Raw genomic sequence first — 23,942 nt, forward strand, 5'->3', positions numbered from 1 at the left:
CTTGTGATCGCCCTCTCTCTCGCCGAGATCGCAGCAGTCGTCGGCGGGCAGACGCACGACATACCGGATCCGTCCGTCCAGGTCACCGGACCGGTCGTCCGGGACTCCCGGGAGGCCGGGCCCGGCACCCTCTTCGTCGCCTTCGTCGGCGAGCGCGTGGACGGCCACGACTTCGCACCGGCGGTCGTGGCGGCGGGCGCGGTGGCCGTACTGGCCTCGCGTCCCGTCGGCGTGCCCGCGATCGTCGTCGACGACGTCCAGACGGCTCTCGGTGCCCTCGCGCGTCATGTCGTACGACGGCTCGGCGCGACCCTGGTCGCCCTGACCGGCTCGGCCGGCAAGACCAGCACCAAGGACCTGATCGCGCAGGTGCTCCAGCGCAAGGCGCCGACGGTGTGGACGCCGGGCTCGCTCAACAACGAGATCGGGCTGCCGCTGACCGCGCTCAGCGCCACCGACCAGACACGGTTCCTCGTGCTGGAGATGGGCGCCCGCGGCATCGGCCACATCCGCTACCTCGCCGGTCTGACGCCCCCGAAGATCGGTCTCGTCCTCAACGTCGGCACCGCCCACATCGGCGAGTTCGGCGGACGCGAGCAGATCGCGCAGGCCAAGGGCGAGCTCGTGGAGGCCCTCCCTCCGGCGAGCGAGGGGGGTGCCGCGATCCTCAACGCGGACGATCCCCTCGTACGGGCCATGGCCTCCCGTACGAAGGCGAAGGTGATCCTTTTTGGAGAGTCCGGCGAAGCGGACGTACGCGCCGAGAACGTGAGACTCACGGACAGCGGACAGCCCGCCTTCCTGCTTCACACACCCTCCGGTGCAAGCGAAGTGACCATGCGCCTGTACGGTGAGCACCACGTGTCGAACGCGCTCGCCGCGGCCGCCGTCGCCCACGAGCTGGGCATGTCCGCGGAAGAGATCGCCACCGCGCTCTCCGAGGCGGGCTCCCTCTCCCGCTGGCGTATGGAGGTCACCGAGCGCCCGGACGGCGTGACGGTCGTCAACGACGCCTACAACGCGAACCCCGAGTCCATGCGAGCGGCTTTGCGCGCGCTCGCGGCCATGGGCAAGGGGCGCCGTACGTGGGCGGTGCTCGGCAAGATGGCCGAGCTCGGGGACGAGGCGCTCGCCGAGCACGACGCGGTCGGACGGCTCGCCGTCCGGCTCAACGTCAGCAAGCTCGTCGCGGTCGGGGGCAGGGAAGCGTCCTGGCTCCAACTGGGCGCATATAACGAGGGTTCGTGGGGTGAGGAGTCGGTGCACGTGTCCGACGCACAGGCGGCGGTCGACCTGTTGCGCAGCGAGTTGCGCCCGGGAGACGTCGTACTCGTGAAGGCGTCCCGGTCGGTCGGGCTCGAGAGCGTGGCGCAGGCGCTCGTCGGGACCGGGACCGAGGGTGAGGTCGCAGCCCGATGATGAAGCAGATCCTGTTCGCGGGAGTCATTGGCCTCTTCCTGACCCTGGTCGGCACTCCGCTGCTGATCAAGCTGCTGGCCCGCAAGGGCTACGGCCAGTACATCCGCGACGACGGCCCGCGCACGCACGGCAGCAAGCGCGGTACGCCGACCATGGGCGGTATCGCCTTCATCCTGGCGACGGTCGCCGCGTACTTCCTGTCGAAGGTCATCACCGGGTACACCCCGACCTACTCGGGTCTGCTGGTGCTCGGCCTGATGGTCGGCATGGGCATGGTCGGTTTCCTCGACGACTACATCAAGATCGTCAAGCGGCGTTCGCTCGGTCTGCGGGCCAAGGCGAAGATGGCCGGCCAGCTGACCGTCGGCATCGCCTTCGCGGTGCTCTCACTTCAGTTCGCGGACGCCCGGGGGCAGACGCCGGCCTCCACGAAGCTGTCGTTCATCACCGACTTCGGCTGGACGATCGGCCCGGTGCTGTTCGTCGTCTGGGCGCTGTTCATGATCCTCGCGATGTCGAACGGCGTGAACCTGACGGACGGTCTGGACGGCCTCGCCACCGGCGCCTCCGTCCTGGTCTTCGGCGCCTACACCTTCATCGGCGTCTGGCAGTTCCAGGAGTCCTGCGCCAACGGCGAGACCCTGACCAACCCCAACGCCTGCTACGAGGTCCGGGATCCGCTCGACCTCGCGGTCATCGCCTCGGCGCTGATGGGCGCCTGCCTCGGCTTCCTGTGGTGGAACACCTCGCCCGCCAAGATCTTCATGGGTGACACCGGTTCGCTCGCGCTCGGCGGTGTGCTCGCCGGCCTCGCGATCTGCTCCCGCACCGAGCTGCTGCTCGCGCTGCTGGGCGGCCTGTTCGTGCTCATCACCATGTCGGTCGTCATCCAGGTCGGCTCCTTCCGGATGACCGGCAAGCGGGTCTTCCGCATGGCACCGCTCCAGCACCACTTCGAACTCAAGGGGTGGTCGGAAGTCCTGGTGGTGGTCCGCTTCTGGATCATCCAGGGCATCTGTGTGATCGTCGGACTGGGGCTCTTCTACGCGGGATGGGCGGCGGAGAAGTGACCGACTGGCAGGGCAAGCACGTCACCGTCGCCGGGCTCGGCGTCTCCGGCGTCCCGGCGGCCAAGGCGTTGCGCGCACGCGGCGCACACGTCACGGTCGTCAACGACGGCGACGACGAACGGGCCCGCGCCCAGGCCGCCGAACTGGAGGCCCTCGGCGTCACCGTGCGCCTCGGCGACGGCGCCACCCTGCCGGAGGGCACCGCACTCGTCGTCACCGCACCCGGCTGGAAGCCGGACAAGCCGCTGTTCGCCGCCGCCGAGCAGGCCGGCGTCCCCGTCTGGGGCGACGTCGAGCTGGCCTGGCGGCTGCGCGGCCCCGACGCGGCCCCCTGGCTGGCCGTCACGGGCACCAACGGCAAGACCACGACCGTGCAGATGCTCGCCTCCATCCTCAAGGCGGCGGGCCTGCGCACCGCCGCCGTCGGCAACATCGGCGTCTCGCTGCTGGACGCGGTGCTCGGCGACGAGCGGTACGACGTCCTGGCCGTGGAGCTGTCGAGCTATCAGCTCCACTGGGCGCCCTCCCTGCGCGCCCACTCCGCCGTCGTGCTGAACCTGGCGCCCGACCATCTCGACTGGCACGGCTCCATGGAGGCGTACGCCGCCGACAAGGGCCGCGTCTACGAGGGCAATCGGGTCGCCTGCGTCTACAACGTCGCCGACAAGGCCACCGAGAACCTGGTGCGGGCGGCCGATGTCGAGGAGGGCTGCCGGGCGGTCGGCTTCACCCTCGGTACGCCCGGACCGTCCCAACTCGGCGTGGTGGAGGGCATCCTGGTCGACCGCGCCTTCGTGGCGGACCGGCAGAGGAACGCCCAGGAACTGGCGGAGGTCTCCGACGTCCGTCCGCCGGCCCCGCACAACATCGCCAACGCCCTTGCGGCGGCGGCCCTCGCGCGCGCCTTCGGGGTGCCCGCGACGGCCGTCCGGGACGGCCTGCGGGCCTTCACCCCGGACGCCCACCGCATCGCACACGTCGCCGACGTGGACGGGGTCGCCTATGTCGACGACTCCAAGGCCACCAACACCCACGCGGCCGAGGCCTCGTTGGCGGCGTACGAGTCGATCGTGTGGATCGCGGGCGGTCTGGCGAAGGGCGCGACCTTCGACGAGCTGGTCGCCAAGTCGGCGAAGCGGCTTCGCGGGGCCGTCCTGATCGGCGCGGACCGCGCCCTCATCCGGGAAGCCCTTGCGCGACACGCCCCGGAAGTACCCGTCGTCGACCTCGACCGGACCGACACTGGGGCGATGCTCCAGGCAGTCCGGGAGGCGAAGCGGCTCGCGGCCGAGGGTGACACGGTACTGCTGGCCCCGGCCTGTGCCTCCATGGACATGTTCGCCAACTACAACAAGCGCGGTGACGCGTTCGCGGAGGCGGTTCGCGAACTCGGCGCGGGCACCTGACGGCGGGCCTCGGCCACGGCGGGTGCATCGGGACCCTTGGAGGGACGCGTGACTCGGATGTGGCCCGGGCTCGACCGGGCGGGAGACGCCGATGCCCGGTAGCCGTACCGGGCGGCCGCCCGTGCAGCGGGCCGTCCGGCGCCCCGCGACCGCTCGCGCACCGCGCGAGAACCCCGTCCTGCGCCTGTACACGCGCGCCCGCCGCGCCTGGGACCGGCCGCTGACCGCCTACTACCTGATCCTCGGCGGCGCTTCGCTGATCACCGTGCTCGGTCTGGTCATGGTCTACTCGGCCTCCCAGATCACGGCGTTGCAGATGTCCCTGCCGGGCTCCTACTTCTTCCGCAAGCAGCTCCTCGCGGCCGTCATCGGCGGGGTGCTGCTGCTGGCCGCCTCCCGGATGCCGGTGAAGCTGCACCGGGCGCTCGCCTATCCGATCCTGGCCGGTGCCGTCTTCCTGATGGCCCTGGTGCAGATCCCGGGGATAGGGATGTCGGTCAACGGCAACCAGAACTGGATCGCGCTCGGCGGCTCCTTCCAGATCCAGCCCAGCGAGTTCGGCAAGCTCGCGCTGGTGCTGTGGGGCGCCGACCTGCTCGCCCGCAAGCAGGACAAGAGGCTGCTGACCCAGTGGAAGCACATGCTGGTGCCGCTGGTGCCGGTCGCCTTCATGCTGCTCGGGCTGATCATGCTGGGCGGCGACATGGGCACGGCCATCATCCTGACGGCGATCCTGTTCGGCCTGCTGTGGCTGGTGGGGGCGCCGACCCGGCTGTTCGCCGGGGTGCTGTCGATCGCCGCGATCCTCGGGGTGATCCTCATCAGGACCAGCCCGAACCGCATGGCCCGGCTGCAGTGCATCGGCGCCACCGAGCCCAAGTCCGGGGTGGCCGACTGCTGGCAGGCCGTGCACGGCATCTACGCCCTCGCCTCCGGCGGACTCTTCGGTTCCGGGCTCGGTGCGAGTGTGGAGAAATGGGGTCAACTCCCGGAAGCCCACACGGACTTCATCTTCGCCGTGACCGGTGAGGAACTGGGCCTCGCGGGCACGCTGTCGGTACTCGCCCTCTTCGCGGCTCTAGGCTATGCGGGTATCCGCGTGGCCGGACGCACGGAGGACCCCTTCGTGAGGTATGCCGCGGGAGGTGTGACCACCTGGATCACCGCTCAGGCGGTGATCAACATCGGTGCGGTGCTCGGCCTGCTGCCGATCGCCGGCGTCCCCCTCCCGCTGTTCTCCTACGGGGGCTCCGCCCTGCTGCCGACCATGTTCGCCATCGGGTTGCTGATCGCCTTCGCGCGTGAGGATCCCGCTGCGCGGATGGCGCTTTCTCTGCGGCAACCCCGCTTTGGTAGAAAGCGGGCGGGAGGCCCTGTGCGGGGGCCTCGGAGATGGAACACGATGAGACGGCGTGCCTCGGCGGCGCGTTCGTCCGGAGAGCGGTGAATTTCGGTGCATGTCGTACTCGCCGGTGGGGGGACCGCCGGCCACATCGAGCCCGCGCTCGCCCTCGCGGACGCCCTGCGCAGGCAGGACCCGACCGTGGGAATCACGGCCCTGGGCACGGAGCGCGGCCTGGAGACCCGTCTCGTACCGGAGCGGGGCTACGACCTCGCGCTGATCCCCGCGGTACCACTGCCACGCAAGCCCACCCCCGAGCTGATCACCGTCCCGGGCCGGCTGCGCGGCACGATCAAGGCGGCCGAGCAGATCCTGGAGCGCACCAAGGCGGACGCCGTCGTCGGCTTCGGCGGCTACGTGGCCCTGCCGGGCTACCTCGCGGCCAAGCGCCTCGGCGTGCCGATCATCATCCACGAGGCCAACGCCCGTCCCGGCCTCGCCAACAAGATCGGCTCGCGGTACGCCGCCAAGGTCGCGGTGTCCACGCCGGACAGCAAGCTGCGGGACGCCCGCTACATCGGCATCCCGCTGCGCCGCTCCATCGCCACCCTGGACCGGGCCGCCATGCGTCCGCAGGCGCGCGCCGCCTTCGGGCTCGACCCGAACCTGCCGACGCTGCTGGTCTCCGGCGGCTCGCAGGGCGCGCGCCGGCTCAACGAGGTGGTCCAGCAGGTCGCTCCCTACCTCCAGCAGGCCGGGATCCAGATCCTGCACGCCGTCGGCCCGAAGAACGAACTGCCGCACGTGCAGCAGATGCCGGGGATGCCCCCCTACATCCCGGTACCGTACGTGGACCGGATGGACCTCGCGTACGCCGCGGCCGACATGATGCTCTGCCGCGCGGGCGCGATGACCGTCGCCGAACTCTCCGCCGTCGGGCTCCCGGCCGCCTACGTCCCGCTGCCCATCGGCAACGGCGAACAGCGGCTCAACGCCCAGCCGGTGGTCAAGGCCGGCGGCGGACTGCTCGTCGACGACGCGGAACTGACGCCCCAGTGGGTGCAGCAGAACGTGCTGCCCGTCCTCGCCGACCCGCACCGGCTGTACGAGATGTCCCGCGCCGCCGCCGAGTTCGGCCGCCGGGACGCCGACGACCTGCTCGTCGGCATGGTGTACGAGGCGATCGCCGCCCACCGTGCACACCGCTAGGAAACGCATCGGCGGGTGAGCCGAAGGGGCGCGCCGGTGTCGAGAGGCCGAGCACGGACGGGCTCTCGGCACCGGCTGACGCGCCCGGAGGTGAACCGGGCCAGGAAAAGGAGTGCGCGTGGCCGGATCGACGACCGCCGAGCGCGGTGAACGCCGGCAGGAGTCGTCCGGCCCGCCGCCTGCCCGGCGGTTCACGCCGCCCCGACTTCGTACGATCATCATCCTCGCCGTCGCGCTGGTGCTCCTGGCGGCGGGTTCCGTCTGGCTGCTGTACGGCTCGCCATGGCTGCGTGTGGAGCGCGTATCCGTTTCCGGCACCCGGGTCCTGACGCCCGCACAGGTGCGCGAGGCGGCCGACGTACCGGTCGGATCGCCGTTGATTTCCGTCGACACCGATGTGATGGAGGCGCGACTGCGCCGGAAATTGCCCCGAATTGACGCGGTTGACGTAGCGCGTTCCTGGCCGCACGGAATCGGGCTGAAAGTGGCCGAGCGTACTCCCGTCCTGCTGGTGCAAAAGGGCCGAAAGTTTGTCGAAGTGGACGAGGAGGGAGTCCGATTCGCCACGGTTTCGCGAGCCCCGAAAGGTGTCCCCGCACTGGAATTGACGCTCTCCCAGCCGGGTCCGCGCGCCGCGAGCCTGCGCCGCTTCGGCGAGGACCGGCTGGTGCGCGAGGCGGTCCGGGTGGCCGGTGCGATTCCGGCCGCCGTCGCCCGTGTCACCCGCACCGTCAAGGTGCGTTCGTACGACGACATCTCGCTCGAGTTGAGCGGTGGTCGTACTGTCGCGTGGGGAAGCGGCGAGAAGGGGAGCGCGAAGGCCCGTACACTCACGGCTCTCATGAAAGCCTCCCCCGATGCGCGGCACTTCGACGTCAGTGTTCCCACGGCGCCTGCGTCATCAGGGAGTTGACGCACATCTGCGCAGGCCAGCACCCTGGTTGGGCAGCGCTATGGCTGATCACATAGGGTGAAAAGAAAAACGGGAGGTTCGGCGTGTTCGTTGAACGTGCGCCACTTGTCGACTTAGTGTCCTGTTCAGAAGACTCCAGGGAACAGACACACTGGTAACCCTAAACTTCAGGGTTAGGGTTCGGGTCGGCGTTCAGGACCGTCCCATTCGGCATCTGTCGTCGGACCGCGGGTTCACACCCGCGAGGCGGCGGCAACGTAATTCGAGGCGAGAGGCCTTCGACGTGGCAGCACCGCAGAACTACCTCGCAGTCATCAAGGTCATCGGTGTCGGCGGCGGTGGTGTCAATGCCATCAACCGGATGATCGAAGTCGGTCTCAAGGGCGTCGAGTTCATCGCGATCAACACCGACGCACAGGCACTGTTGATGAGCGACGCCGACGTCAAGCTCGACGTCGGCCGCGAACTCACCCGCGGACTCGGAGCCGGAGCCAATCCGGCTGTCGGCCGCAAGGCCGCCGAGGACCACCGTGAGGAGATCGAGGAGGTCCTCAAGGGGGCCGACATGGTCTTCGTGACGGCCGGTGAGGGCGGCGGCACCGGCACCGGCGGCGCCCCCGTCGTGGCCAACATCGCCCGCTCGCTGGGCGCCCTCACCATCGGCGTGGTCACGCGCCCGTTCACCTTCGAGGGCCGGCGCCGGGCGAACCAGGCCGAGGACGGCATCGCCGAACTCCGCGAAGAGGTCGACACCCTCATCGTCATCCCGAACGACCGGCTGCTGTCCATCTCGGACCGCCAGGTCTCGGTCCTCGACGCCTTCAAGTCGGCGGACCAGGTCCTGCTCTCCGGTGTTCAGGGCATCACCGACCTCATCACCACCCCCGGCCTGATCAACCTCGACTTCGCCGACGTCAAGTCGGTCATGTCCGAGGCGGGTTCCGCCCTCATGGGCATCGGCTCGGCCCGCGGCGACGACCGCGCGGTGGCCGCCGCCGAGATGGCGATCTCCTCGCCGCTGCTGGAAGCGTCCATCGACGGCGCCCGGGGCGTGCTGCTCTCCATCTCCGGCGGCTCCGACCTCGGCCTGTTCGAGATCAACGAGGCCGCCCAGCTGGTCAGCGAGGCGGCCCACCCCGAGGCCAACATCATCTTCGGCGCCGTCATCGACGACGCCCTCGGTGACGAGGTCCGGGTCACGGTGATCGCGGCCGGCTTCGACGGCGGTCAGCCGCCGTCCAAGCGGGACAACGTCCTCGGCTCGGCCTCGTCCTCGGCCCGGCGCGAGGAGCCCACCCCGGTGCGGCAGCCCGAGAGCCGCCCGAGCTTCGGCTCGCTCGGCAGCGTCACCCCGAAGGAGGAGCCGGAGCCCGCACCGGAGCCGGTGGCCGACATCCCGGTCTCCCCGCCGGTCCCGCCGTCCCGGGCCTACACGGACAGCGCGGCCGAGGAACTGGACGTGCCGGACTTCCTGAAGTGATAGGACAGCGCTCCGCAACGAGCACCGTGAACGGCGCGCACTTCGCCTTCACCGACAGGTGGGGCGGGGTGAGCGCCGTTCCGTACGAGGAGCTCAACCTCGGCGGAGCGGTCGGCGACGACCCCGGCGCCGTACGGACCAACCGCGAACTGGCCGCCACCTCCCTCGGCCTGGACCCCGCTCGGGTGGTCTGGATGAACCAGGTGCACGGCAGCGACGTCGCCGAGGTCGACGGACCGTGGACCGCCGGGCTCACGCCGGAGGTGGACGGTCTGGTGACCGCCACCCGCGGCCTCGCGCTGGCCGTCCTGACCGCGGACTGCGTGCCGCTCCTGCTGGCCGACCCGGTCGCCGGAGTGGTGGCCGCCGCTCACGCGGGACGGCCCGGCCTGGTCAAGGGGATCGTGCCCGCCGCCGTCGAGGCGATGGAGTCACTCGGCGCCGATCCCTCCCGGATCACCGCCCGCACCGGACCCGCCGTCTGCGGCCGGTGCTATGAAGTGCCGGAGGAGATGCGCGCCGAGGTCGCCGCGGTCGAACCCGCCGCGCACGCCGAGACCGGCTGGGGCACGCCCGCGGTCGATGTCACTGCCGGAGTGCACGCGCAACTGGAGCGGCTCGGGGTGCGCGACCGGGAGCAGTCGCCGGTGTGCACCCGGGAGTCGAAGGACCACTTCTCGTACCGCCGCGACCGGACCACGGGTCGGCTCGCGGGCTATGTCTGGCTGGACTGATGGGGCATGACGGACCGTAAGGGCGAACTCGCCACGAACCTGGCGAAGGTGGAGGCGCGTATCGCCGCCGCGTGCGCTTCCGCCGGGCGGAAGCGCGAAGAAGTGACCCTGATCGTGGTCACCAAGACGTATCCCGCGGACGATGTGCGGATCCTGGCGGAGCTCGGGGTGCGGCACGTGGCCGAGAACCGGGATCAGGACGCGGCACCCAAGGCCGCCGCCTGCGCGGATCTGCCCCTTTCCTGGCATTTTGTCGGCCAGTTGCAGACCAACAAGGTGCGCTCTGTGGTCGGTTACGCGGATCTCGTGCAGTCTGTCGATCGTTCCAAGCTGGTGACGGCGCTGTCCAAGGAGGCCGTGCGGGCCGGGCGCGAGGTGGGCTGCCTGATCCAGGTCGCCCTCGACGCGGGAGAGAACGAACGAGGAGAGCGAGGTGGCGTGGCACCCGGCGGCATCGCGGAACTGGCCGGTCTCGTCGCCGGCGCTCCGGGTCTGCGGCTCGACGGACTGATGACCGTCGCTCCGCTCACCGGCGAGTACGCGGGTCGCCAACAGGCGGCGTTCGAGCGGTTGATGGATTTGTCGACTGACCTGCGCCGAGCTCATCCGGCTGCGAACATGGTCTCGGCAGGGATGAGTGCGGACCTCGAACAGGCCGTGGCGGCCGGAGCGACACATGTACGCGTCGGCACTGCGGTACTCGGAGTCCGCCCCAGGCTCGGGTAACGTCGCCAGGAAGTCGGACCACAGCAGAAAATATGGTCATTACCGCTGGACAGCGGGCATAACGACCTCGTGGATCGCGGGCACTTGGCAGTAGTCAGTCGATCCACCACAGAGCGGAGGACTCAGAGAATGGCCGGCGCGATGCGCAAGATGGCGGTCTACCTCGGCCTCGTGGAGGACGATGGGTACGACGGCCGCGGTTTTGACCCCGATGACGACTTCGAACCCGAACTGGACCCTGAGCCCGAGCGGGACCGCCGACGGCATGAGCCGTCGCACCAGTCGCATGGATCACATCAGTCTCATCAGGCACTTCAGTCTGAAAGGGACGAATCGGTACGAGTGGTGCAGTCCCCGGTGGCGCGCGACCCGGTGCCCCGATCCACTTCGCTAGCCGCGGAATCCGGGCGTCCGGCGCGCATCGCGCCCGTGGCATCCATCACACAAGAACGCGCAAGCCTGGAGAAGAACGCACCGGTGATCATGCCCAAGGTCGTGTCGGAACGAGAGCCTTACCGGATCACCACGCTCCACCCTCGGACCTACAACGAGGCCCGTACCATCGGGGAACACTTCCGTGAGGGCACCCCGGTGATCATGAATCTGACTGAGATGGATGACACAGACGCCAAGCGACTTGTCGACTTTGCGGCCGGTTTGGTGTTTGGTCTTCACGGCAGCATCGAGCGGGTGACGCAGAAGGTGTTCCTGTTGTCGCCTGCTAACGTCGATGTCACGGCGGAGGACAAGGCCCGCATCGCAGAGGGCGGGTTCTTCAACCAGAGCTGAGACGCAGGACCGGAAACAGCAGGACAAGCAGTACCCGGCAGCATGGAACAGGGGAGAGGGAAGCACAGCAAATGAGCGTGGTTCTGGATGTCGTCTACATCGCGCTGATGTGTTTCCTCATCGTGCTCATCTTCCGGTTGGTCATGGACTACGTCTTCCAGTTCGCCCGCTCGTGGCAACCCGGCAAGGCGATGGTGGTCGTTCTGGAGGCCACCTACACTGTCACTGATCCACCGCTCAAGCTTCTGCGGCGGGTCATCCCGCCGTTGCGTCTCGGGGGCGTGGCGCTCGACCTGTCCTTCTTCGTACTGATGATCATCGTCTACATCCTGATCTCCGTCGTGAGCCGGCTGTGAACGATACGGTCTTGCCGAATGCCGACGACTACGTTGAGGTGAAGAGATGCCGTTGACCCCCGAGGACGTGCGGAACAAGCAGTTCACGACCGTCCGCCTCCGAGAAGGCTATGACGAGGACGAGGTCGATGCCTTCCTCGACGAGGTCGAAGCCGAACTGACCCGCCTGCTCCGCGAGAACGAGGACCTGCGCGCCAAGTTGGCCGCCGCCACGCGCGCTGCTGCCCAGAATCAGCAGAACATGCGCAAGCCTCCCGAACAGCAACAGGACCAGCAGCAGGGGATGCCCCAGCAGGGGCAGGGGATGCCTCAGCAGGGTATGCCCCAGCAGGGCATGCGCGGTCCCGGCGCTCCGGTGCCCGCCGGCATATCTGGCCCGCCGCAGCAGCAGATGGGTGGCCCCATGGGCGGCCCGCCCCAGCTGCCGAGCGGTGCGCCGCAGCTGCCCGCCGGCCCCAACGGCGGCCAGGGCGGCCCGCAGGGTCAGGGTCCGATGGGCCAGGGGCCCATGGGTCAGGGTCCGATGGGCCAGGGTTCCATGCAGGGTTCGATGCAGGGCTCGATGGGCCAGGGTTCCATGGGTGGTCAGCCCCCCATGCAGCAGCAGATGGGCGGCCCGATGGGTGGCCCCATGGGCGGTCCGATGGGCGGCCCCGGGCAGGGCCCCGGCGGCGACAGCGCCGCCCGTGTCCTCTCGCTGGCCCAGCAGACCGCCGACCAGGCGATCGCCGAGGCCCGTTCCGAGGCCAACAAGATCGTCGGCGAGGCGCGTTCGCGTGCCGAGGGTCTTGAGCGTGACGCCCGTGCCAAGGCCGACGCCCTGGAGCGGGACGCGCAGGAGAAGCACCGCGTCGCGATGGGCTCGCTGGAGTCCGCTCGCGCCACGCTGGAGCGCAAGGTCGAGGACCTGCGCGGCTTCGAGCGCGAGTACCGCACCCGGCTGAAGTCCTACCTGGAGTCGCAGCTGCGTCAGCTGGAGACCCAGGCCGACGACTCGCTGGCCCCGCCGCGCACTCCGGCGACCGCGTCCCTGCCGCCGTCCCCGGCGCCGTCCATGGCTCCGGCCGGTGCGAGCGCCCCGTCGTACGGCGGTGGCAACCAGGGCATGGGCGGTGGCCCTTCGCAGGGCGGTCCGTCCTACGGCGGACAGCAGCAGATGTCTCCGGCGATGACCCAGCCGATGGCGCCGGTACGGCCGCAGGGCCCGTCGCCGATGGGGCAGGCTCCCTCGCCGATGCGTGGCTTCCTCATCGACGAGGACGACAACTGACGGCCTCTAGTACGCCTTAGGCGTCGGCAGCGTTCAGGGCGAGGCCCCGGATTTTTGATCCGGGGCCTCGCCCTTTTCGCGCGCCGATCGCGGTGTCAGCGGGCGGTAGCGGCGTGCGCGGTAGGGGCGAGGGACAGGTGCGGGAGTACCGGCAGGCGGACCCGGAGACGCTGCGGCGTCGGCAGGTGTGGGCGGGCGTGGGCGGGCGAGGCCGGTACGCGACTGGTGGCGGCGGGGCTGCTGGTGGAGGCGGGGACCAGAGGCGCGGTCGTGAGCTTCGGCGCGGTGGGGACGGCCGATTCCGGTGACGACGACGCTGGCGGGATCTGTGTGGACTGGCTCGCGGGGCCGGTGCTGCGGGTGGCGTCGGGGGGCGCCGCGCATGGTCAGGGCCGGGGGCTTCACGCCGGGGAGAGTCCGGGTGACCTTGACCTGATGGCCGGGTCGCTGTATGTCGTACGGCTGCGTGATCGCTGAGGAGGGCCCGGCCCCCTCGGGGAGACCGGGCCCTCCTGCTGCCGTGTGCTTACGCCTTGCTCACGCCTTGCGCAGGCGGAAGGTGAGGGACAGGCCCTCGTCGGTGAACGGTCCGCCGTAGGAGTCGTCCGCCTCGCCCTGGGCGAAGTCCGTGGCGAGGACCTCGTCGGCGATCAGCTCGGTGTGCTCGCTGAGTGCCGCGATCACCGCCGGGTCCGTCGCCGTCCAGCGCAGGGCGATGCGGTCGGCGACGTCCAGGCCGCTGTTCTTGCGGGCCTCCTGGATCAGCCGGATCGCGTCACGGGCCAGGCCCGCCTGACGGAGTTCCTCCGTGATCTCCAGGTCCAGCGCCACCGTGGCGCCCGAGTCGGACGCCACCGACCAGCCCTCGCGCGGGGTCTCCGTGATGATCACCTCGTCCGGGGCGAGGGTGACCGTCTCGCCGTCGACCTCCACGGACGCCGTGCCCTCGCGCAGGGCCAGCGACAGTGCCGCCGCGTCCGCGTTCGCGATGGCCTTCGCCACGTCCTGGACGCGCTTGCCGAACCGCTTGCCCAGGGCGCGGAAGTTGGCCTTCGCGGTGGTGTCGACCAGGCTGCCGCCGACCTCGCTCAGCGAGGCCAGCGCCTCGACGTTCAGTTCCTCGGTGATCTGCGTGTGCAGTTCGGGGTCGAGGGAGGCGAAACCGGTCGCGGCCACCAGGGCGCGCTTCAGCGGCTGACGCGTCTTCACACCCGACTCCGCGCGGGTGGCACGGCCCAGTTCCACGAGCCGCCGGACCAGGACCATCTGCTTCGACAGCTCCGGGTCGATCGCGGACAGGTCGGCCTCCGGCCAGGAGGACAGGTGCACCGACTCCGGGGCGCCCGCGGTGACCGGGACCACCAGGTCCTGCCAGACCCGCTCGGTGATGAACGGGGTCAGCGGGGCCATCAGCTTGGTGACCGTCTCCACGACCTCGTGCAGCGTGCGCAGCGCGGCCTTGTCGCCCTGCCAGAAGCGGCGACGCGAGCGGCGGACGTACCAGTTGGACAGGTCGTCGACGAACGCCGACAGGAGCTTGCCGGCGCGCTGGGTGTCGTAGGACTCCAGGGACTGCGTGACCTGGTCGGTGAGCGCGTGCAGTTCGGACAGCAGCCAGCGGTCCAGGAGCGGGCGGTCGGCCGGAGCCGGGTCCGCCTCGGAGGGCGCCCAGCCCGCCGTACGGGCGTACAGGGCCTGGAAAGCGACGGTGTTCCAGTACGTGAGGAGGGTCTTGCGCACCACTTCCTGGATCGTGCCGTGGCCCACCCGGCGGGCCGCCCAGGGGGAGCCGCCGGCCGCCATGAACCAGCGGACCGCGTCCGCGCCGTGCTGGTCCATGAGCGGGATCGGCTGGAGGATGTTGCCCAGGTGCTTGGACATCTTGCGGCCGTCCTCGGCGAGGATGTGGCCGAGGCAGACGACGTTCTCGTACGACGACTTGTCGAAGACCAGGGTGCCGACCGCCATCAGCGTGTAGAACCAGCCGCGGGTCTGGTCGATGGCCTCGCAGACGAACTGCGCCGGGTAGCGGGACTCGAACAGGTCCTTGTTCTTGTACGGGTAGCCCCACTGCGCGAACGGCATCGAACCCGAGTCGTACCAGGCGTCGATGACCTCCGGCACGCGTGTGGCCGTCTTCTCGCAACTCGGGCAGGCGAAGGTGACGTCGTCGATGTACGGGCGGTGCGGGTCCAGGTTCGACTGGTCGGTGCCGGTCAGCTCGGTGAGCTCCGCGCGGGAGCCGACGACGGTGAGGTGGTCGTCCTCGCAGCGCCAGATCGGCAGCGGGGTGCCCCAGTAGCGGTTGCGGGACAGCGCCCAGTCGATGTTGTTGTTCAGCCAGTCTCCGTACCGGCCGTGCTTGACCGTGTCCGGGAACCAGTTGGTGTTCTCGTTCTCCTGGAGGAGGCGGTCCTTGATGGCGGTGGTGCGGATGTACCAGGACGGCTGTGCGTAGTAGAGGAGCGCGGTGTGGCAGCGCCAGCAGTGCGGGTAGCTGTGCTCGTACGGGATGTGCCGGAAGAGGAGGCCGCGCTGCTGGAGGTCCTCGGTCAGCTTCTCGTCCGCCTTCTTGAAGAAGACGCCGCCGACCAGCGGGACGTCCTCCTCGAAGGTGCCGTCCGGGCGGACCGGGTTCACGACCGGCAGGCCGTACGCACGGCAGACCTTGAGGTCGTCCTCACCGAAGGCGGGGGACTGGTGGACCAGACCCGTGCCGTCCTCGGTCGTGACGTACTCGGCGTTCACGACGAAGTGGGCCTCGGCCGGGAACTCGACGAGCTCGAACGGTCGTTGATACGTCCAGCGCTCCATCTCGGCGCCGGTGAAGGTCTCGCCGGTGGTCTCCCAGCCCTCGCCGAGCGCCTTGGCGACGAGCGGCTCGGCGACGACCAGCTTCTCCGCACCGTCCGTGGCGACGACGTAGGTGACCTCGGGGTGCGCGGCGACCGCCGTGTTGGACACCAGGGTCCAGGGGGTCGTCGTCCACACCAGGAGCGCGGCCTGGCCGGCGAGCGGACCGGAGGTGAGCGGGAAACGGACGTACACGGACGGGTCCACGACCGTCTCGTAGCCCTGCGCCAGCTCGTGGTCGGACAGGCCGGTGCCGCAGCGCGGGCACCAGGGGGCGACGCGGTGGTCCTGGACCAGCAGCCCCTTGTCGAAGATCTCCTTGAGCGACCACCAGACGGACTCGATGTACTCGGGGTCCATGGTGCGGTAGGGGTCGTTCAGGTCGGCCCAGTAGCCCATGCGGGTCGTGAGCTCTTCGAAGGCGTCGGTGTGCCGGGTCACGGACTCGCGGCACCTGGCGTTGAACTCGGCGATGCCGTACGCCTCGATGTCCTGCTTGCCGGAGAAGCCGAGCTCCTTCTCCACCGCCAGCTCCACCGGCAGGCCGTGGCAGTCCCAGCCCGCCTTGCGGGCCACGTGGTACCCGCGCATGGTGCGGAAGCGGGGGAAGACGTCCTTGAAGACGCGGGCCTCGATGTGGTGGGCGCCCGGCATGCCGTTGGCGGTGGGCGGGCCCTCGTAGAACACCCACTCGGGGCGGCCCTCGGACTGCTCCAGGCTCTTGGCGAAGATCTTCTGCTCGCGCCAGAAATCGAGCACCGCGTGTTCGAGCGCGGGCAGGTCGACCTGGGCGGGCACCTGGCGGTACGTCGGCGTTGTCATCAGCGGGCTTCCTCCGGCGGACTTGCTGCCTTCCGTCCGGAGGGACGAGAGCTGTGTCATGCCCTGCGCCGTTTTCGGCGCGCTCCCGCGGTACCACCCTCCTTGGCCCGCCGGTGCGCCGTACGCACTGGTGAGCCCCCTCATTGGGGTCGCGATGCCGGTTCTACCGGCCGCTGCCGTTCGGCTGCGGCTTTCTTCCGGCGGCTCCGGGGTGATCTTCACGTCGCGCTCGCCCCCGGGCTTCCACCGTCCCCGGGTCGCTCTGGGCTGCGTACGCCGCTACTCGTCCCCATCCACGCTTTTCGCTCCGCCCAGTGTACGGCGCCTCAAGGACAGCGGCCGACCGGTTTTCCGGCGGCCGGGCGGCGGGCGTCAGGCGGCGCCCGAGTGACCCGAATGGCGAGGTGCGTCTGTTCGGACCCCTGGGACGGCTCGCGCGGCGGATTACCGGGCGGGGAGCTGGGCACAACGCATGCAGGTTTGCCGCGCGGCATCCGCGAGGCGGGCGAATCGGGCGGTGTGCCCCGTTGCCGCGGGCCTGGAGTCGATTTATCGTCCCAGCACGATTCGCGTGCAAGATCACAATATGTGAAGGGGCCGCGGCCATGGTGGCGAAGAAGACCGCCGTACAGCAGTCGGCGTCCGGGTCCACGGGTGCCTCCGGCGGTGCGGCCAAGGACGTCGGGGGGAAGAAGAGCGCACAGGGGGGTGCTGCCGAGCGGGCGGCCGGAGCCGTGAAGGCGGTGGGCACGGCGGCGAAGAAGGCGGTCGGCAAGAAGACCGTCGCGAAGAAGGCGACCGCCAAGAGCAGGGAGAGGGGGGCGGAGAAGTCCGCGGCGAAGAAGGCGGCGACGAAGAAGCCGGCACCGGGGAAGACGGCCGCCGCGAAGAAGGGCGCGGTGAAGAAGAGCACCGTGACAACGGCGGGGAAGAAGTCCGCTGCGAAGAAGGTCACCGCGAAGAAGGTCACCGCTTCGAAGGCGACCCCTTCCGCGCAGGCGGCGGAGGAAGAAGGAGCGGAGAGACCGCCGGCCAGGGAGACGGCAGCCGGGAAGAAGCAGGCGGCGGCGGAGAAGGCCGTGACCAAGAAGACCGCGGCCATCAAGGCGGCGGCCGAGAAGCAGACCGCTGCCCGCGAGGGCACCTCCACGCGGAGCGCTCCCACGAAGAGCGCCTCCACGAAGAGCGTAGCCAGGACGGCTGCGGGCAAGAAGAGCACGGCCAAGAAGAGCACGGCCAAGAAGGCGGGCGCGGCGCAGGCCGCGAAGCAGACGGGAGCCACGACGGTGGTTGCGAAGAAGACCCCTGGCACGGCCACGGCGGGGAAGACCGCCGTACCCAAGGCGCGCATCGCCGCGGCGGAGCCCGGCGAGCTCGCGGTACGTCCCGGCGAGGACCCGTGGACCCCGGAAGAGGCCGCGGAGGCACGCGCCGGACTCCAGTCCGAGGCGACGCGGCTGAGCGACGAGATCACCGCCTCCGAGCAGTCCCTCGTGGGCCTGATGCGCGACTCCGGGGACGGTGCCGGCGACGACCAGGCGGACACCGGCACGAAGAACATCACGCGTGAGCACGAGATGGCCCTCGCGGCCAACGCGCGCGAGATGCTCGTCCAGACCGAGCGCGCCCTGGAGCGGCTCGACGCGGGCACCTACGGCCTGTGCGAGAACTGCGGCAACCCGATCGGCAAGGCGCGCATGCAGGCCTTCCCGCGGGCCACGCTGTGCGTCGAGTGCAAGCAGAAGCAGGAACGCCGGTACTGACCAGTACCGAGGTGCCGGTGGGCGTGCCGTACCCTCGTCCTCAGTCAGGTACCTAGGTCGAGGGACTCACGTGGCAGAGGCGGAGCGCATCATCGGTACGCCGGACTCCCCGGAAGGGGCGGGGGCCGAGCCGGAGCGGTCGTCCGGTCCGGATTCCGGTCCGGACGGGCAGGAGAGCGCGGGCACGCGGCCCAGGGGCAAGCGGCGCATCGCGGTCCTGTTCGCGGTGGCCGCCGTCGCGTACGCCCTCGACCTGGTCAGCAAGATGATCGTGGTCGCCAGGCTGGAACACCACGCGCCCGTCGAGATCATCGGGGACTGGCTGAGGTTCGAGGCCATCCGCAACGCGGGTGCCGCCTTCGGCTTCGGCGAGGCCTTCACCGTGATCTTCACGGTGATCGCGGCGGCCGTGATCGTGGTGATCGCCCGGCTCGCGCGCAAGCTCTACAGCGTGCCCTGGGCGATCGCGCTCGGCCTGCTGCTCGGTGGCGCGCTCGGCAACCTCACCGACCGGATCTTCCGTTCGCCGGGCGTGTTCAAGGGCGCGGTCGTCGACTTCATCGCGCCCAAGCACTTCGCCGTCTTCAACCTGGCCGACTCGGCGATCGTGTGCGGCGGCATCCTGATCGTGCTGCTGTCGTTCAAGGGCCTCGACCCGGACGGGACCGTCCACAAGGACTGAGCCCGGCGGGGTTGTCCACAGGCTCCGTGCGGGGGTGCCCGGCCCGTCCGGCATACTCGACGGGTGAGCACCATTCCCGAGATCCGAGCCCTGCCCGTGCCCGACGGCCTGGAGGGCGAGCGCGTCGACGCCGCCATCTCCCGCATGTTCGGCTTCTCCCGTACGAAGGCCGCCGAGCTCGCCGCGGCGGGAAAGGTCACGGTCGACGGCTCGGTGGTCGGTAAGTCCGAGCGGGTGCACGGCGGGGCCTGGCTCGAGGTCGAGATGCCGCAGGCACCCGCGCCGGTGCAGGTGGTCGCCGAGCCGGTCGAGGGCATGGAGATCGTGCACGACGACGATGACGTGGTCGTGATCGTCAAGCCGGTCGGTGTCGCCGCCCACCCCTCGCCCGGCTGGACCGGGCCGACCGTCATCGGCGGGCTGGCCGCCGCCGGGTACCGCATCTCGACCTCGGGCGCCGCCGAGCGCCAGGGCATCGTGCACCGCCTGGACGTGGGCACCTCCGGCCTGATGGTCGTGGCCAAGTCGGAGTACGCGTACACCTCGCTCAAGCGCCAGTTCAAGGAGCGCACGGTCGACAAGCGCTACCACGCGCTCGTCCAGGGCCACCCCGACCCGACCAGCGGCACCATCGACGCGCCCATCGGCCGTCATCCCCAGCACGACTACAAGTGGGCGGTCACCGCCGAGGGCAAGCCCTCCGTCACCCACTACGACCTCATCGAGGCGTTCCGCGCGGCCTCCCTGCTCGACGTGAAGCTGGAGACGGGGCGCACCCACCAGATCCGCGTCCACATGGCCGCCCACCGCCACCCCTGTGTCGGCGACCTGACCTACGGCGCCGACCCGACGCTCGCCAAGCGGCTGGGGCTGACCCGCCAGTGGCTGCACGCCGTCCGGCTCGGCTTCGAGCACCCCGGGGACGGGCAGTGGGCGGAGTTCGCCTGCGACTACTCCCAGGACCTGCAGCAGGCCCTGGACCAGGTCCGCGAGGAGACCTACGCGTGAGCCCGTCGTACGTGCTGCGGGTCGCCGAGGACCCCGCCGACCGGGAAGCCTGCTTCGCGGTGCGCAAGGAGGTCTTCGTCGGTGAGCAGGGCGTGCCCGAGGACATCGAGTACGACGCGTACGACGCCGGCGCCCTGCACGTTCTGGCGATGCGGGAGGACGGCGTACCGCTCGGGACCGGGCGGCTGCTGTACGGCGAGGCCGCGGCGGCCAGGACCGACGGCGACCCGGCGGTGGGATCACTCGGCCGGCTGGCGGTGACGAAGGCCGCGCGCGGGCTCGGCGTGGGCGCCGCCCTGGTCCGGGCCGTCGAGGACGCGGCACGCGCGCGTGGGCTCACGGCGGTGGACCTGCACGCGCAGACCCACGCGTTGGGGTTCTACGAGCGGCTGGGGTACGTGGCGTACGGTCCGGAGTTCCTGGACGCGGGGATCCCGCACCGGGCCATGCGGCGGGTTCTGTAACCGGCCGGGAGCTGCGGATCGGCCGGTGGCCTTGGTGGCGTGGCAGGCTTGAGGTCCGCTGTGTGACCGCCGAGACGACCCCGGAGCACTGACCGTGGATCAGTTGGCCCTGCTGTTCGCGCTGTTGCTCGGCGCCGTGGTGAGTGTCCCGGTCGGGGAGCGGCTGCGGCTGCCGGCGCCGGTGCTGATGACGCTCTTCGGGATCGTCCTGGCGCTGGCCGACTTCGTGCCGAACGTCGACATCCCGCCGGACCTCATCCTGCCCCTGCTGTTGCCGCCGCTGCTGTACGCCGCCGTCCGGCGCACGTCCTGGCGGCAGTTCACGGCCAACGTACGGCCGATTCTCCTGCTGGCCGTGGCGCTGGTGTTCGTCACCACCGTGTGCGTGGCCGTCGTCGCGAACGCGATCGTGCCGGGGCTGCCGATCGCCGCCGCCGTCGCGCTCGGCGCGCTGGTCGCGCCGCCCGACCCGGTCGCCGCGACCGCCGTCGCCGGGCAACTCGGGCTGCCGCGCCGCCTGGTGTCCATCCTGGAGGGCGAGGGACTCTTCAACGACGTCACGGCCATCGTCCTGTACCACGTGGCGATCGCCGCGGCCGTGAGCGGGACCTTCTCGCCGTGGGAGGCCGGACTGGACCTGGTGCTGTCCGCCGTCGTCGCGGTGGCGGTCGGACTGGCGCTGGGCTGGGGCGCCAACCGGCTGATGGCCCTGCTCGACGACGCCACCTTGCAGATCGGGCTCACGCTGCTGGTGCCGTACGCCGCCTACGTGCTGGCGGAGGAGTTCCACGGCTCCGGGGTGCTGGCCGTGCTCACTACCGCGCTGTTCCTCGCCGAGTACGCCACCGACGCGGACGACGTGCTGACCCGGCTGGCCGGGCACACCTTCTGGAACATCGTCGACACGCTGGTCACGGGCGTGGCGTTCGGGCTGATCGGGCTGGAGCTGCACAACGCGATCCGGACGGCGTCCGGGCGGTGGGGCGAGATGCTCGGGTGGGCGGCGGCGATCGTGGGTGTGGTCGTGTTCGTGCGGTTGCTGTGGTTGCTGCCGGCGACCTGGCTGACCCGGCGACTGCATGCGAAGCGGGACTACGACGAGGACATCCCGACCAGTTGGCGGGAGACCGTCGTCATGTGGTGGTCGGGGATGCGCGGGGTCGCGTCGGTCGCGCTGGCGCTGGCGATTCCCCTGAAGACCGATGACGGATCCGCCTTTCCCGGGAGGGACGAGATCGTGTTCATCGCGTTCGGGGTCATCATGGCGACGCTCGTCCTCCAGGGGCTGACGCTGCCGTGGCTGGTGAAGCGGCTCGGGGTGCGGGCGGACACGGACCGGGAGAAGGCGTTCGAGAAGGCGTTGGCGGTGCGGGCGGCGAAGGCGGCGAAGCGGCGGCTGAGGGAGATCGAGGCCGTGGAGGAGCTGCCGGATGAGCTGGCCGAGCAGATGATGCGGCGGGCCTTCGAGATCGGCGTGCGGATCAGTCCGGACATGGCGGAGGACGAGCGGCGGGAGGCGCATCAGCAGCGGGTGCGGAGGGTGAAGCGGGTGCGGCGGATCCAGGGGGAGATGCTGAGTGCGGCGCGGCATGAGGTGCTGGCGGCGCGGAGTGAACCCGGGGCGGACCCGGAGGTGGTGGACCGGGTGCTGCGGCATCTCGATGTGCGTAGCTTGAAGTGATTGCCCCGTGGGCGTGGGCGTGGGCGTCGTGCCGGTGTCGGTGTCCGGATCGGTGTCGGCATCGGTGCGGCGGCGGCCACGGGTCCGGGTCCCCCCGTCGGCCCGCGGCCGCCGCCCCGGATCAGCGGCCCGTCAGCGGTGGTTCGTGGGCGCGGCGCGGGCCCACGCCGTCACGGTGCCGGTGCGGACCGCCGTTGCCGTTGCTGGTGCCGTTGCTGCGGCTGCGGGGGAGGGCCGCGTCCGCCGTGTTGACGCGGGGAAGGGCGTACGGGTGTTCCTCGGAGAGCCAGCGGATCATGCGCTCGCGGACCGTGACCCGTACCGTCCAGATGTCGTCCGCGTCCTTGGCGGTCACCAGGGCCCGTACCTGCATGGTGTTCGGGGTGGTGTCCGTCACGTCCAGGCCGTAGGCGCGGCCGTCCCAGGCCGGGCACTCGCGCAGGATGTCGCGGAGCTTCTCGCGCATCGCGTCCATGGGGGCCATGTGGTCGAGGTGCCAGTAGATGATGCCGGTCATCTGCGGAGTGCCGCGTGACCAGTTCTCGAACGGCTTGGACGTGAAGTACGAGACGGGCATCGTGATCCGGCGTTCGTCCCAGGTCCGGACGGTCAGGAAGGTCAGCGTGATCTCCTCGACCGTGCCCCACTCGCCGTCCACCACGACCGTGTCACCGATGCGCACCATGTCGCCGAACGCGATCTGCAGCCCCGCGAACATGTTGCTGAGCGTCGACTGGGCGGCCACACCGGCGACGATGCCGAGGATGCCGGCCGAGGCCAGCAGGGAGGCGCCCGCCGCGCGCATCGCCGGGAACGTCAGCAGCATCGCCGCCACCGCCACCACTCCGACGACCGCGGCGACCACCCGCATGATCAGCGTCACCTGGGTGCGTACCCGGCGTACCCGGGCCGGGTCGCGGTGGGCGCGCGCGTAGCGGCTGTACGACGTCTCCACGATCGCGGCGGCGATCCGGATCACCAGCCAGGCGGCGGCTCCGATGAGGACGAGCGAGAGCGTCCGCCCGATCGCGACCTCGTGCCGCTCCAGCAGCTGGGCCTCGTCGTAGGCCCCTCTCAGCATGGCCGCGCACAGAACGAGCTGGTAGGGGATGCGGCCCCGGCGCAGCAGGCCCCACATCGGGGTTTCGTGATGTCGTCCGTCGGCCTTGCGCAGCAGCAGGTCGGTGGCCCAGCCGATGAGCAGCGTGAGCAGGACCGACCCGCCGACCACGATCAGTGGGCGGAGTATGTTCTCCATGCCTCCGAACGTAACCGGACCCGGGCGTTCATGAACATGTGACTTCCGACGCCCTGTGGGTAGGGCGGTGCTCCCGCGCCGGGATCGGTGGTGTCGTACCCGGCTGGCACCATGGCCTCATGAACATCATGCTTTTCCATTCGACCTACGGCCCGAGGCCTGCCGTGGGCGCTGCGGCGGACCGGTTGCGCGCCGCCGGGCACGAGGTGTGGACGCCGGACCTCTTCGAGGGGCGCACGTTCGACACGGTCGAGGAGGGCATGGCCTTCAACCAGGAGACCGGCAAGGACGAGTTGCTCAGGCGGGCCGTCCTGGCCGCCGCGCCCTACTCGGAACGCGGGCTGGTGTACGCCGGTTTCTCGCTCGGCGCCTCCGTCGCGCAGACCCTCGCCCTGGGCGACGAGAAGGCCCGCGGTCTGCTGCTTCTGCACGGCACGTCGGACCTCGCGCCGAACGTGTCCGTGGACGGCCTGCCGGTCCAGCTGCACGTCGCCGAGCCGGACCCCTTCGAGACCGACGACTGGCTGAGCGCCTGGTATCTCCAGATGCGCAGAGCGGGCGCCGACGTCGAGATCTACCGGTACGCCGGGGCCGGCCACCTGTACACCGACCCCGCACTGCCCGACTACGACGAGGAGGCCGCCGAGGCCACCTGGCGGGTGGTCCTCGGCTTCCTCGACAGCCTGTAGCCGGGCCG

At 70.3% G+C, this 23,942-nt stretch carries 21 protein-coding genes; 19 read left to right on the forward strand and 2 right to left on the reverse strand.

Features of this window, described 5'->3' with window-relative positions; genetic code table 11:
• Positions 1 to 3: 3 nt before the first annotated feature.
• From ACWD0J_RS01865 to ACWD0J_RS01925, 13 genes are all read left to right on the forward strand, one after another.
• Positions 4 to 1,419: a UDP-N-acetylmuramoyl-tripeptide--D-alanyl-D-alanine ligase gene (locus ACWD0J_RS01865; protein WP_451493734.1), complete on the forward strand. Its 1,416-nt coding sequence runs from the start codon at positions 4 to 6 to the stop codon at positions 1,417 to 1,419.
• Positions 1,416 to 2,489, forward strand: coding sequence for a phospho-N-acetylmuramoyl-pentapeptide-transferase (gene mraY, locus ACWD0J_RS01870; protein ID WP_451493735.1), 1,074 nt, complete (start codon positions 1,416 to 1,418; stop codon positions 2,487 to 2,489). The genes ACWD0J_RS01865 and mraY overlap by 4 nt, the downstream gene beginning before the upstream one ends.
• A complete protein-coding gene (murD, locus tag ACWD0J_RS01875) occupies positions 2,471 to 3,895 on the forward strand; it encodes a UDP-N-acetylmuramoyl-L-alanine--D-glutamate ligase (RefSeq protein ID WP_451493736.1) in 1,425 nt (474 codons plus the stop codon). Before mraY ends, murD begins: the two co-directional genes overlap by 19 nt.
• 91 nt (positions 3,896 to 3,986) lie before the next feature.
• Positions 3,987 to 5,342, forward strand: a complete 1,356-nt coding sequence (gene ftsW, locus ACWD0J_RS01880) for a putative lipid II flippase FtsW (RefSeq protein WP_451493737.1) — start codon at positions 3,987 to 3,989, stop codon at positions 5,340 to 5,342.
• A 6-nt stretch (positions 5,343 to 5,348) separates the two neighbouring features.
• Positions 5,349 to 6,446 (forward strand): undecaprenyldiphospho-muramoylpentapeptide beta-N-acetylglucosaminyltransferase, encoded by a 1,098-nt coding sequence (murG, locus tag ACWD0J_RS01885; RefSeq protein WP_451493738.1) that lies wholly within the window; start codon positions 5,349 to 5,351, stop codon positions 6,444 to 6,446.
• A gap of 118 nt (positions 6,447 to 6,564) precedes the next feature.
• Complete coding sequence (gene ftsQ / locus ACWD0J_RS01890; RefSeq protein WP_451493739.1) at positions 6,565 to 7,359, forward strand: cell division protein FtsQ; 795 nt, start codon at positions 6,565 to 6,567, stop codon at positions 7,357 to 7,359.
• A gap of 283 nt (positions 7,360 to 7,642) precedes the next feature.
• Complete coding sequence (gene ftsZ, locus ACWD0J_RS01895; protein WP_451493740.1) at positions 7,643 to 8,839, forward strand: cell division protein FtsZ; 1,197 nt, start codon at positions 7,643 to 7,645, stop codon at positions 8,837 to 8,839.
• The gene (pgeF, locus tag ACWD0J_RS01900; RefSeq protein ID WP_451493741.1) at positions 8,836 to 9,573 is read left to right on the forward strand and encodes a peptidoglycan editing factor PgeF; all 738 of its coding nucleotides are present in this window, start codon (positions 8,836 to 8,838) and stop codon (positions 9,571 to 9,573) included. Before ftsZ ends, pgeF begins: the two co-directional genes overlap by 4 nt.
• Before the next feature lie 6 nt (positions 9,574 to 9,579).
• Positions 9,580 to 10,299, forward strand: coding sequence for a YggS family pyridoxal phosphate-dependent enzyme (locus tag ACWD0J_RS01905; RefSeq protein ID WP_451493742.1), 720 nt, complete (start codon positions 9,580 to 9,582; stop codon positions 10,297 to 10,299).
• A gap of 129 nt (positions 10,300 to 10,428) precedes the next feature.
• Complete coding sequence (locus ACWD0J_RS01910) at positions 10,429 to 11,088, forward strand: cell division protein SepF (RefSeq protein ID WP_451493743.1); 660 nt, start codon at positions 10,429 to 10,431, stop codon at positions 11,086 to 11,088.
• 71 nt (positions 11,089 to 11,159) lie between these two features.
• Positions 11,160 to 11,444, forward strand: a complete 285-nt coding sequence (locus ACWD0J_RS01915) for a YggT family protein (protein ID WP_362662074.1) — start codon at positions 11,160 to 11,162, stop codon at positions 11,442 to 11,444.
• Positions 11,445 to 11,490: 46 nt separating this feature from the next.
• Positions 11,491 to 12,714 (forward strand): DivIVA domain-containing protein, encoded by a 1,224-nt coding sequence (locus ACWD0J_RS01920; protein ID WP_451493744.1) that lies wholly within the window; start codon positions 11,491 to 11,493, stop codon positions 12,712 to 12,714.
• A 270-nt stretch (positions 12,715 to 12,984) separates the two neighbouring features.
• The gene (locus ACWD0J_RS01925; protein WP_451493745.1) at positions 12,985 to 13,191 is read left to right on the forward strand and encodes a hypothetical protein; all 207 of its coding nucleotides are present in this window, start codon (positions 12,985 to 12,987) and stop codon (positions 13,189 to 13,191) included.
• 60 nt (positions 13,192 to 13,251) lie between these two features.
• On the opposite strand, the gene ileS is transcribed toward ACWD0J_RS01925, so the two are convergent.
• Positions 13,252 to 16,389 (reverse strand): isoleucine--tRNA ligase, encoded by a 3,138-nt coding sequence (gene ileS / locus ACWD0J_RS01930; protein WP_451493746.1) that lies wholly within the window; start codon positions 16,387 to 16,389, stop codon positions 13,252 to 13,254.
• A 605-nt stretch (positions 16,390 to 16,994) separates the two neighbouring features.
• Between ileS and ACWD0J_RS01935 the strand changes: the two genes are divergently transcribed.
• The 5 genes from ACWD0J_RS01935 (at position 16,995) to ACWD0J_RS01955 (ending at position 21,987) form a co-directional block, all read left to right on the forward strand.
• Positions 16,995 to 18,152, forward strand: coding sequence for a TraR/DksA family transcriptional regulator (locus ACWD0J_RS01935; RefSeq protein ID WP_451493747.1), 1,158 nt, complete (start codon positions 16,995 to 16,997; stop codon positions 18,150 to 18,152).
• 70 nt (positions 18,153 to 18,222) lie between these two features.
• Positions 18,223 to 18,834, forward strand: coding sequence for a signal peptidase II (gene lspA / locus ACWD0J_RS01940; RefSeq protein ID WP_451493748.1), 612 nt, complete (start codon positions 18,223 to 18,225; stop codon positions 18,832 to 18,834).
• Positions 18,835 to 18,897: 63 nt separating this feature from the next.
• Positions 18,898 to 19,842 carry an RluA family pseudouridine synthase gene (locus ACWD0J_RS01945; protein WP_451493749.1) on the forward strand — a complete coding sequence of 315 codons (945 nt, stop codon included), beginning with the start codon at positions 18,898 to 18,900 and terminating at the stop codon, positions 19,840 to 19,842.
• Positions 19,839 to 20,306, forward strand: a complete 468-nt coding sequence (locus tag ACWD0J_RS01950) for a GNAT family N-acetyltransferase (RefSeq protein WP_451493750.1) — start codon at positions 19,839 to 19,841, stop codon at positions 20,304 to 20,306. The genes ACWD0J_RS01945 and ACWD0J_RS01950 overlap by 4 nt, the downstream gene beginning before the upstream one ends.
• A 94-nt stretch (positions 20,307 to 20,400) precedes the next feature.
• Positions 20,401 to 21,987 carry a Na+/H+ antiporter gene (locus ACWD0J_RS01955; protein ID WP_451493751.1) on the forward strand — a complete coding sequence of 529 codons (1,587 nt, stop codon included), beginning with the start codon at positions 20,401 to 20,403 and terminating at the stop codon, positions 21,985 to 21,987.
• A gap of 121 nt (positions 21,988 to 22,108) precedes the next feature.
• Here ACWD0J_RS01955 and ACWD0J_RS01960 read toward each other — a convergent pair whose 3' ends face one another.
• Positions 22,109 to 23,245, reverse strand: coding sequence for a mechanosensitive ion channel family protein (locus tag ACWD0J_RS01960; RefSeq protein ID WP_451493752.1), 1,137 nt, complete (start codon positions 23,243 to 23,245; stop codon positions 22,109 to 22,111).
• A 119-nt stretch (positions 23,246 to 23,364) separates the two neighbouring features.
• Between ACWD0J_RS01960 and ACWD0J_RS01965 the strand changes: the two genes are divergently transcribed.
• Positions 23,365 to 23,934, forward strand: a complete 570-nt coding sequence (locus ACWD0J_RS01965; RefSeq protein ID WP_451493753.1) for a dienelactone hydrolase family protein — start codon at positions 23,365 to 23,367, stop codon at positions 23,932 to 23,934.
• Positions 23,935 to 23,942 lie beyond the last annotated feature (8 nt).

Source organism: Streptomyces sp. NPDC003011 (assembly GCF_053591515.1).